Genomic DNA, 9,156 nt, shown 5'->3' on the forward strand with positions numbered 1-9,156 from the left:
CTTGGCACGCCTTTTCGGTACCGACGGCGTCCGAGGCCTGGCCAACGCCGAGCTCACTCCCGAGCTCGCGTTGCGCCTGGCCTCGGCCGCCGCGGTCGTTTTCGAAGACCTGTCCGACGATCACTCGCGCCGCCCGCGTGCGGTGGTCGGTCGCGACCCACGAGCCTCCGGCGAGATGCTGGAAGCCGCCGTGTGCGCGGGACTCGCCGCGACCGGCGTCGACGCCATCCGCGTCGGCATCGTGCCCACCCCGGCGGTCGCGTTCCTGACCGCGGACTACCACGCCGACTTCGGCGTGATGATCTCCGCGTCGCACAACCCCATGCCCGACAACGGGATCAAGTTCTTCTCCGCCGGCGGGCACAAGCTCGACGACGAGGTCGAGGACCGGATCGAAGCGGCGATGGACGACGACTTCGTCCGGCCCATCGGTGCGGCGGTCGGTCGTGTTCTCGACGCACCGGACGCGGGAGACCGCTACCGGCGGCACCTGGCCCAGGCCGTCGACGAGCGTCTGGACGGTCTGACGGTCGTGGTCGACTGCGCACACGGCGCCGCGTCGCAACTCGCGCCGCTGGCCTATGCCGACGCCGGTGCCAAGGTCATCACGATCCACGCCGATCCCGACGGCCTGAACATCAACGCCGACTGCGGTTCCACCCACATGGACAAGCTGCAGGCCGCCGTCCTCGAGCACGGCGCCGATCTCGGTCTCGCCCACGACGGCGACGCCGATCGTTGCCTCGCAGTGGATTCCACCGGTCAGATCGTCGACGGCGACGCCATCATGGCGATCCTGGCGACATCGCTCGCCGACAAGAACCGTCTGCACGAGAACGTCCTCGTCGCCACCGTCATGAGCAACCTCGGTCTGCACATCGCGATGCGCGAGGCGGGAATCACGGTTCGTACCACGGCCGTCGGCGACCGCTACGTGGTGGAGGAGCTGCGTCGCGGCGGGTACTCCCTCGGCGGTGAGCAGTCCGGCCACATCGTGGTCCCGGGATCGGGAACCACCGGTGACGGCATCCTCACCGGCCTGATGATCATGGCCCGCATGGCGGCCACCTCGTCGCGGCTGGCAGACCTGGCCGGCATCGTGACGGTGCTGCCGCAGGAGCTCATCAACGTCCGCGTCGCCGACAAACACGCAGTCGCCGAGTCGCAGTCGGTCAAGCAGGCCGTCGTCGACGCCGAGGCCGAACTGGGCGAATCGGGACGAGTTCTGTTGCGTCCCTCCGGAACCGAACAGCTCGTCCGGGTGATGGTGGAAGCCGGCACCGCGGAGCAGGCGGGCGCGGTCGCCCGTGGCCTCGCCGATGTCGTCGCCGCCGCCGGCGCATGACCCCCGATCTCGTGGACAGGGCCAGCACTCCGCGGGCGGTCCTGTTCGACTTCTCCGGCACCCTGTTCCGCTTCGAGGCGCGCGACGACTGGTTCGTCGATCTCCTCGACGATTCGGGCGAGGCGTTCGTCCCGGAGCGGCAGGCGGACATCATCCGCCGCATGGTCGCGCCGGTCGGACTGCCCGAGGGTATCGAGGGTGATGATCGGACCGCTTGGGAGCGAAGGGATCTCGATCCGGAGCTGCACCGGGTCGGATACCTCGCCCTGCTGCGCACGGTCGGGATGAGCAACGCCGGTCACGCCAACTCGCTCTACGACCGGGTCCTCGACCCGGAATCGTGGGTGCCGTTCGCCGACACCGTCGAGGTGCTGACGCGTCTCGCGGACACCGGGGTGCCGATCGGCATCGTCAGCAACATCGCCTTCGACCTGCGCAAAGTCCTTGCCCTGCACGGCATCGACCACCTCGTGGACGCCTACGCGCTCTCCTATGAGGTCGGCGCGATCAAACCCGAACCGCGCCTCTTCCGCGCCGCCCTCGACCCGATCGGCGTGCCGGCCGGCGACGTGCTCATGGTCGGGGACAGCGAGAAGGCCGACGGCGGTGCCCGTGCGCTGGGGTGTTCCTTCGCGCTCGTGCACGATGTGCCGCCGGCCGATCGCCCGACGGCGCTGCTCGACGCCGTGACCGCTCATGGCATCGAGCTGCGCGGCTGAGATCTCCTCTCAGAAGTTGCCCTTGGCGGCCCAGCCGCCGTCGACCGGGTAGATCTCGCCAGTCAGGAAGTCGCCCTCACGCATGAGGTAGGCGACCATCGAGGCGATCTCCGAGGGACGGCCGAGCCTGCGGACGATGTGGGCGTTGGCATTCGCCTGCCGCATCTCCTCGGTGATGTCGGCCAGGATCGGGGTGTCGATGGTGCCCGGTGCGATGGCGTTGACGAGGATGTTCTGCGGTCCGTACTCGTAGGCCGCCTGCTTGGTCAGACCCACGACGCCGCCCTTGGCCGCCGAGTACGACGCCAGGTTGGGCAGACCCCGAAGCGCGGCCATCGACGAGATGTTGACGATGCGGCCACCACCGTTCTCGATCATGCCCGGGATGACCGCCCGCATACCCAGCCACACACCCTTGAGGTCGGTGCCGACGACGAGGTCCCATGCTTCCTCGGTGAGACCGACGACGGTGTCCTCGCTGATCATGTTGACCACACCGGCCACATTGGCCAGGCAGTCGATCGAGCCGCGGGAGGCGGTCACCTGCTCCACCGCCGCCGACCAGTCGTCGGCGACGCGGACATCGAGGCGAATCGCCTCCGCGGAGCCGCCGGTCTCGGCGATCTCCTTGAGGGTGACCTCGCAGTCCTGGATGTCGGCGGCGACCACATGGGCGCCGTCCGCGGCGAGCCGGATGGCGGTGGCCTGACCGATGCCCTGTGCCGCGCCGGTGACGATTGCTGTTTTTCCGTTGAGAGACATATGTGTTCGCTTTCTGGTTGGGGTGTGAGGTGACGTGGATCGGGTCAGGGTTGTTCGGCGAGCAACTCGGCGAAGCGGTGCCGGGCGGCCTCACGCCGGGTGGGGATGTGCTCGGTCGGCCGGTCGTCGGCCGGTCGGGTATATCCCTTGAGGTACTGGCGGGCGACGCTGTCGCGGTGCACCTCGTCGGGACCGTCGTAGAGCCGGGCGGCGCGTGCCGCGCGGTACATGGACTCCAGCGGCAGGTCCGCGCTGTAGCCGAGTGAGCCGTGGACCTGGAGCGCGCGGTCGATGACGTCGTGCAAGATCTTGGCGCCGAAGAACTTGATGAGCGCGATGTCCTTGCGGGCGGCGGCCGTGCCCTCCTCGTCGATGCGCCATGCGGCATGCAGCGTCATCAGACGGAGGGCCTGGATCTCGGCCGCGGAGTCGGCGATGAAGTTGCGGACCGTCTGCTTGTCGGCGAGGACCGATCCGTGGGCATACCGGTAGGTGGCGCGTTCGCACATCATGTCGAATGCGCGACTCGCCTGACCGATCCAGCGCATGCAATGGTGAATCCGGCCGGGGCCCAGTCGTTTCTGGGCGATGAGGAAGCCGTCGCCCCGATTGCCGAGGAGTGCCGTGTCGTCGACCCGGACGTCACGCAGCACCACCTCGCAGTGCGAACCGTAGGTGTGCGGGCGCGGCCGGGGATTCTCGACCGAACCGATGTCGCGGACCACGTCGAGACCCGGTGCGTCGATCGGGATGATGAACTGCGATGTGCGACGGTGGCGTTCGGCGTCGGGATCGGTGACGGCGACGACGATCATGAAGTCGGCGGTGGCTGCATTGCTGATGAACCACTTGTGGCCGTTGAGAACCCACTCGTCCCCGTCGCGGACCGCGGTGGTGGTGAGGTTGGTCGGATCGGCGCCGGCGTTGTCGGGTTCGGTCAGCGCGAACGAGGAATAGTACTCGCCGGCGAGCAGCGGCTCGAGCCACCGCTTCTTCTGCTCCTCGGTGCCGACTGCGGCGAGAATCTCGCAATTGCCGGAATCCGGTGCCTGGCAGCCGAACACGAGCGGTCCGAAAGGTGTGGAACCCAGGATCTCCTGCATCAGGCCCAGCTTCACCTGGCCGTATCCCTGTCCGCCGAGTTCCGGGTCGAGGTGTGCGGCCCACAGGTCGTTCGCCTTGACCTCTTCCTGTAGCGGGGCGATCGCCTTGCGCAGTTGATCCCAGTCGAGATCGAGGGTCTCGAGCGGGAACACCTCGGTGCGGACGAAGTCCTTCATCCAGTCGAGCTTCTTCTGGAATTCGGGTTCCGTGGAGAAATCCCAGGCCATGGTGGTGTGCTCCGTTTCTGTGGGGGATCCTTGACGAGTACGGGTGGATGGGGAAGCACCGGCGAGGCGCGGCGGTCAGGCGCCGGCGATGATCCCGCGTGCGCGGACGAACAGGCCGTCGGCGTAGCGGTGCAGTCGTTCACCGACGTCGCGGGGCGCCTTGCCGTCACATGACCGGGCGTAGGTGCCTTCGAGGATGATGCCGAGTTTGAAGCTCGCGAGAACCGTGTACCAGTCCAGTGCGTCGAGATCCCGGTCGGAACGCTCCGCGTAGCGGGCGACGATAGCGGACCGGCTCGGCAGGTTGCCGGCGCGTCCGAGTGCGCTCTCGTAGAGATCGGACTGCCGCGGGTCGTCGGGCCAGATCGCCAGCAGCACACCGAGATCGAGCAGCGGATCGCCGACGGTTGCCATCTCCCAGTCGACGATGGCCGCGACCCGGGGAGCGCGGTGATCGTAGAGGACGTTCGCCACGTGGTAGTCGCCGTGCAACAGTCCGGGCCGGAAGTGGCCGGGACGGTTGTCCTCGAGCCAACCGGCGATGCGATCCAGATCGGGGAATGTTCCGCCGGGGTATCCCGGTGTGCCGGCGTACCGTTCGTGCTCGGCCAGCCATCGCGGTACCTGTCGTTCGAGGAAGCCGTCCGGTTTGCCGAAGTCGTCGAGGCCGACGACGGAGTGGTCGACCGCCGCCAGTCCGGCGAGTGCGTCGACGAGGGCGTAACCCATGGCCTCGCGTCCTTCGGCTGTCGCGGCGTACGGGGCCGACAGCGCATCGGCGGCGTTGAACCCGTGCACCGGTTCCATCAGGAAGAAGGTCGCGCCGAGGACGTCGGGATCGGTGGTGCCGGCGACGAAGCGCGGGTGCGCGACCTCCGTCGAGCTCAGGGCCGACAGCAGGGTCATCTCGCGGGCGATCGCGGCGTTCGACTGCGGGCGCAGGTGCCGGGGCCCGCGCCGCAGGACGTACTCACGTCCGCCGCGGCTGACGATCACCATGATGTTCTGGGTACCGCCGTGCAGCGGTCGGAGGTTGATGGTGTCCCCGCCGGGCAGGCCCTGCTCGTCCATCCACACCGCGAGCGCAGCGGTGTCCACCGGAATCGAATCGGCGGGGGCGGGGTGGTCGGGGATCTTGCTGCGGGCCATGAAACGAACCTATGGCGTGTCCGCCTCGCGGAGAACCGTCGTCGTGCCGATCTGTTGGAGGAAACTCCAACAGGTGTCGTCGTAGGTCACTGACCTGCGAGATCGAGGACCTGGAAGGCCATCTTCGCCGACAGTAGGCAGTCCAGCGAGGTCGGATCGCGCCGTGCGATCTCCTTGATTCGCCCGAGGCGGTACCGGATGGTGTTCTCGTGGACGTCCAGCGCCGACGCGGTCGCCTGCACCTTGCCGTCGGCGGCCACGAAGGCCCGCCAGGTGGCGAGGAGGGTGCCGTCGTCGTGCTGTCGTACCGGCGCGACGAAGGAGTGCGCGAAGTGTAGGGCCTCCTTGACGTGGCCGCTGGACACGATCACCCGGAACAAGCCGAGCTCGTCGAGCGTCATCACCCGCTCGTCCCAACCGAAAGACTTTGCCACCGAGCCCATCTCGCGCAGGTCGCGATGGGCGTGCGGATAGTCGACCGGGGTGCGACAGATCCCGGAGATCAGGGTCGCCCCGAGCGAGAGGTCACCGGAGAGTCGATCGCGGATCGTCGATACGTGGTCGCGGACGTGCCCGACTTCGTCGGGGTCGTCGGATTCCAGGCGGACCATCACGATGACCGCCCCGGGCAGCCGGACGGCCGGTGGCGGGGAGATGGACATGACCGAGGCGAAGGTGCGCGTGACCAGGGACTGAATCGCCGACGCCGTCAGCCTGTCGGTCGCGTCGTCGACGGTGAAGCGAACGAGGACATGGGGATTGGTCAGGTCGATGCCGAACTGCGGGCCTCGTCGGACCAGGTGCTCCTTGTCGCGGCTGTTGCGCAGTAGATCGGAGAGGTAATCGTCGCGCGCCTGACCCTCGGTCTCGACCTGCCGACGCTCGGAGAGCATCTGGAGCGCCAGGACGGTGGCGCCGCGTTCGGCGATGTTGGCGTCGAGGGCCTCCAGGCTGCGGCCCACCTCGACGATGCCGAGGAAGCCGGTCTGCTTGCCCTCGATCACCATGCGGCACATGAGATGCCGACGACCGAGGCCGACGGCCAGCTGCGCGGGCACGATGGCCGACGGCGTGCTCACCGACAGTTCGGCGAGCGCCTGACGCACCGAGGCGGTGGTCCGCACCTTCTCGCTCATCACGGGTGGAGCGGTGAGCTTCAGCGCGTCCGGCGCGGCCCAGGCGAGCACGTCGAACGAGTTGTTGTAGAGGACCACAGGCTTGGCTGACAGCTCCGACAGGAGCTCGACGACACGGTGGATGTTGGCACCCTCGAGCACCGCGCTGGTCAGCCCGTGATGGACGTCGGCGAGGTAGGCCAGCGTGGCGTTGTTCCGGGCGATCTCGGCGGCCTGACCGCGCAGGCGGGTGTTGAGCATCGCCTGGCTGATGAACAGGGCAGACAGGCGGGCGAACAGTTCGGCCACCTCGATGTCCGCGGGCGTGAACTCGTGTTCGCGTCCGCGGCTGTCGACGAAGATCAGGCCGATCACCGCATCATCGAAGGTGAGCGGGACGCCGAGCATCGCGCGGACGTCCCAGTGCGTCATCGTTCGGCGGTGGGGACGCGGGTCGTTGAGCGCGTCGGCGATGACGACGGGTGCGCGCGTGTTGATGACCTCCTGGCTGAAGAGGTCGCCGTCGAAACCGGAGACCTGCCTCTTCACGGCCTCGGTGATGTCGCCGGCCTCCTGGCAGAAGCCCGCGGCGCCGCGGTAGCTGCCGTTGGCGTGCCGCAGGTACACCGAGCACCGGGTGACGCCGAGAAGTGCGCCGAGCTTCTGGCCGACCAGGCTGAGGAGATCTTCCAGCTTCGTGTCGGTGATCGCTTCGGTGGTGATCTCGGCGAAGGCGGCGATGACGTCGCGTTCGCGTCCGGTGGCACGTGCCGTCCCGGCCTCGCCGCCGTCCACGATGGCCGTCATTCGCACGACCTCCTCACCGATTGCGCATGATGAACCCCACGGTAGCAATGTCGCGTGAGGAGGGTCACGCGCCGGCGGTCCCGGTCAGGGCCTCCCCGGTCGCCGCGTCGGCGTGCAGGACGTGGCCCATCCGCTCCTTCTTGGTGCGCAGATAGCGGACGTTGTGCGGGGTCGAGACGGTCGGGAGACCGACGCGGCCGATGATCTCGAGGTCGTGGCCACCGAGTCCGCCGTACTTGGCCGGGTTGTTGGTGATCAGGCGGACGCGGCGGATGCCCAGGTCCTTCAGGATCGCGGCACCGGTGCCGTAGGTGCGCGAGTCCACCGGGAGTCCGAGAGCGGTGTTGGCGTCGACGGTGTCGAGCCCCTGTTCCTGGAGTGCATAAGCGCGGATCTTGTGGCCCAACCCGATGCCGCGGCCCTCGTGTCCGCGCAGGTAGACGACTGCTCCGCAGCCCTCTTCCGCGATGGCCGACAGAGCCTGTTCGAGTTGTGCACCGCAGTCGCAGCGCAACGAGCCGACGATGTCGCCGGTCAGGCATTCGCTGTGCACGCGGACCAGCGCGCCCTCGGCGGTGGCGCCGGCCGCGGCCACGTCGCCCATGACGAGAGCGAGATGTTCGGTGCCGTCGATGTCCGAGCGGTAGGCGACCGCACGGAAGTCGCCGAAGAGGGTCGGCATCGCCGCGGTGGCCATCTGGTGGACGAAGGACCCGGCGGCGGTCCGGTGGGCCACGAGGTCGGCGATGCGCAGCACGGGCAGTCCGTGACGTTCGGCGAACTCGAGCAGGTCGTCGCCGCGTCGCATCGTCCCGTCGTCGGCGATGATCTCGCCGATGACCCCGACCTCGCCGGCGCCGGCCATGGTCACCAGGTCGACCGCGGCCTCGGTGTGTCCGGCGCGGGTGAGGACCCCGCCGTCGCGCGCCTGCAGCGGGAAGACGTGCCCGGGGCGGCGCAGATCGCCGGCCGGGGTGTCGTCGGAGGCGAGCGCCCGGACCGTGAGCGCGCGGTCGTGTGCCGAGACCCCGGTGCCGGCATCCCGGTGGTCGACGGTGACGGTGAAGGCGGTGCCGTGCGCGTCCCGGTTGTCCTCGACCATCTGCGGCAGCTCGAGCCGGCGGGCGCGGTCCGCGGTCATGGGCGCACAGATGATGCCGGTGGTGTGCCGGATCAGGAACGCCATCTGTTCGTCGGTGACGGAAGCCGCCGAACAGATCAGGTCACCTTCGTTCTCCCGGTCGTCGTCGTCGACCACGACCACGAAACCGCCGGCGGCGACCGCGGCTACGGCACGGGCGACCGCCTGGGTGGACGCCTCGGTCGCGATGGGGGTCGGGGTGCTGGGGATCATGTTCACGAGGCGACCTCGAATGCTCGGTGGGTGCCGAACACCCGGTCGTGGTAGGTGAGAGGTGCTACGGGGGCGACCCCGGTCGCGGCGATGTTGCCCAGTGCGACAACATGATCGCCGCCGTCCACCAGGGATTCGGTCGTGCAGGCCAGCCAGCCGGAGGTGCCGTCGAGGCGGGGGAGTGCAGACGACTCCGACCAGACGATCCCGTCGAACTTGTCGGCGCCCTTGCGGGCGAACCGCATCGCGACGTCGGCCTGATCGTGGGCCAGCACGTTGACGCCGAATCGACCGGTGCGACGGATGATCGCGAGGAGGTCGGAGCCGCGATCGAGGGACACCAGGACCATCGGCGGTCCCATCGACAACGACGTGAATGCGCTGATCGTGGTGCCGTGCGGTCGCTGGTCGTCGAACGCGGTGATGACCGCTACGGGCGTGCAGACCCGGGCCATCACCTCGCGGAACTCGAGGGCCACCTGGTCGATGACGGTTTCGCTCATCGATCCTCCTGGAGATGCGTGAGAGGTTTGGGGTCGCTGCGACGCCGGAGAGGACCGGCGCCGCAGCGACG

General features: G+C 68.5%; 8 protein-coding genes. 2 read left to right on the forward strand and 6 right to left on the reverse strand.

Annotation, left to right across the window (positions count from 1 at the left end; translation table 11 throughout):
* Position 1 precedes the first annotated feature (1 nt).
* Positions 2 to 1,345: a phosphoglucosamine mutase gene (glmM, locus tag NWF34_RS08775; RefSeq protein WP_258324711.1), complete on the forward strand. Its 1,344-nt coding sequence runs from the start codon at positions 2 to 4 to the stop codon at positions 1,343 to 1,345.
* On the forward strand, positions 1,342 to 2,064 hold the full coding sequence (locus tag NWF34_RS08780; RefSeq protein ID WP_258324712.1) for an HAD family hydrolase: 723 nt from the start codon (positions 1,342 to 1,344) through the stop codon (positions 2,062 to 2,064). The genes glmM and NWF34_RS08780 overlap by 4 nt, the downstream gene beginning before the upstream one ends.
* A gap of 9 nt (positions 2,065 to 2,073) precedes the next feature.
* Here NWF34_RS08780 and NWF34_RS08785 read toward each other — a convergent pair whose 3' ends face one another.
* The 6 genes from NWF34_RS08785 to NWF34_RS08810 all read right to left on the reverse strand — a co-directional run bounded on the left by NWF34_RS08785 (position 2,074) and on the right by NWF34_RS08810 (position 9,085).
* The gene (locus tag NWF34_RS08785; RefSeq protein ID WP_258324713.1) at positions 2,074 to 2,826 is read right to left on the reverse strand and encodes an SDR family NAD(P)-dependent oxidoreductase; all 753 of its coding nucleotides are present in this window, start codon (positions 2,824 to 2,826) and stop codon (positions 2,074 to 2,076) included.
* 44 nt (positions 2,827 to 2,870) lie between these two features.
* Entirely contained in the window at positions 2,871 to 4,157 is a 1,287-nt protein-coding gene (locus tag NWF34_RS08790; protein ID WP_258324714.1) for an acyl-CoA dehydrogenase family protein, read from the reverse strand.
* 75 nt (positions 4,158 to 4,232) lie between these two features.
* The gene (locus NWF34_RS08795; RefSeq protein ID WP_258324715.1) at positions 4,233 to 5,306 is read right to left on the reverse strand and encodes a phosphotransferase family protein; all 1,074 of its coding nucleotides are present in this window, start codon (positions 5,304 to 5,306) and stop codon (positions 4,233 to 4,235) included.
* Positions 5,307 to 5,392: 86 nt separating this feature from the next.
* Positions 5,393 to 7,228, reverse strand: a complete 1,836-nt coding sequence (locus NWF34_RS08800) for a GAF domain-containing protein (RefSeq protein WP_258324717.1) — start codon at positions 7,226 to 7,228, stop codon at positions 5,393 to 5,395.
* Positions 7,229 to 7,292: 64 nt separating this feature from the next.
* Positions 7,293 to 8,582 (reverse strand): bifunctional 3,4-dihydroxy-2-butanone-4-phosphate synthase/GTP cyclohydrolase II, encoded by a 1,290-nt coding sequence (locus NWF34_RS08805; protein WP_258324718.1) that lies wholly within the window; start codon positions 8,580 to 8,582, stop codon positions 7,293 to 7,295.
* 2 nt (positions 8,583 to 8,584) lie between these two features.
* The gene (locus tag NWF34_RS08810) at positions 8,585 to 9,085 is read right to left on the reverse strand and encodes a flavin reductase family protein (RefSeq protein ID WP_258324720.1); all 501 of its coding nucleotides are present in this window, start codon (positions 9,083 to 9,085) and stop codon (positions 8,585 to 8,587) included.
* Positions 9,086 to 9,156: the final 71 nt, after the last annotated feature.

This window comes from Gordonia sp. GONU, from assembly GCF_024733855.1.
Taxonomy (GTDB): domain Bacteria; phylum Actinomycetota; class Actinomycetes; order Mycobacteriales; family Mycobacteriaceae; genus Gordonia; species Gordonia amicalis.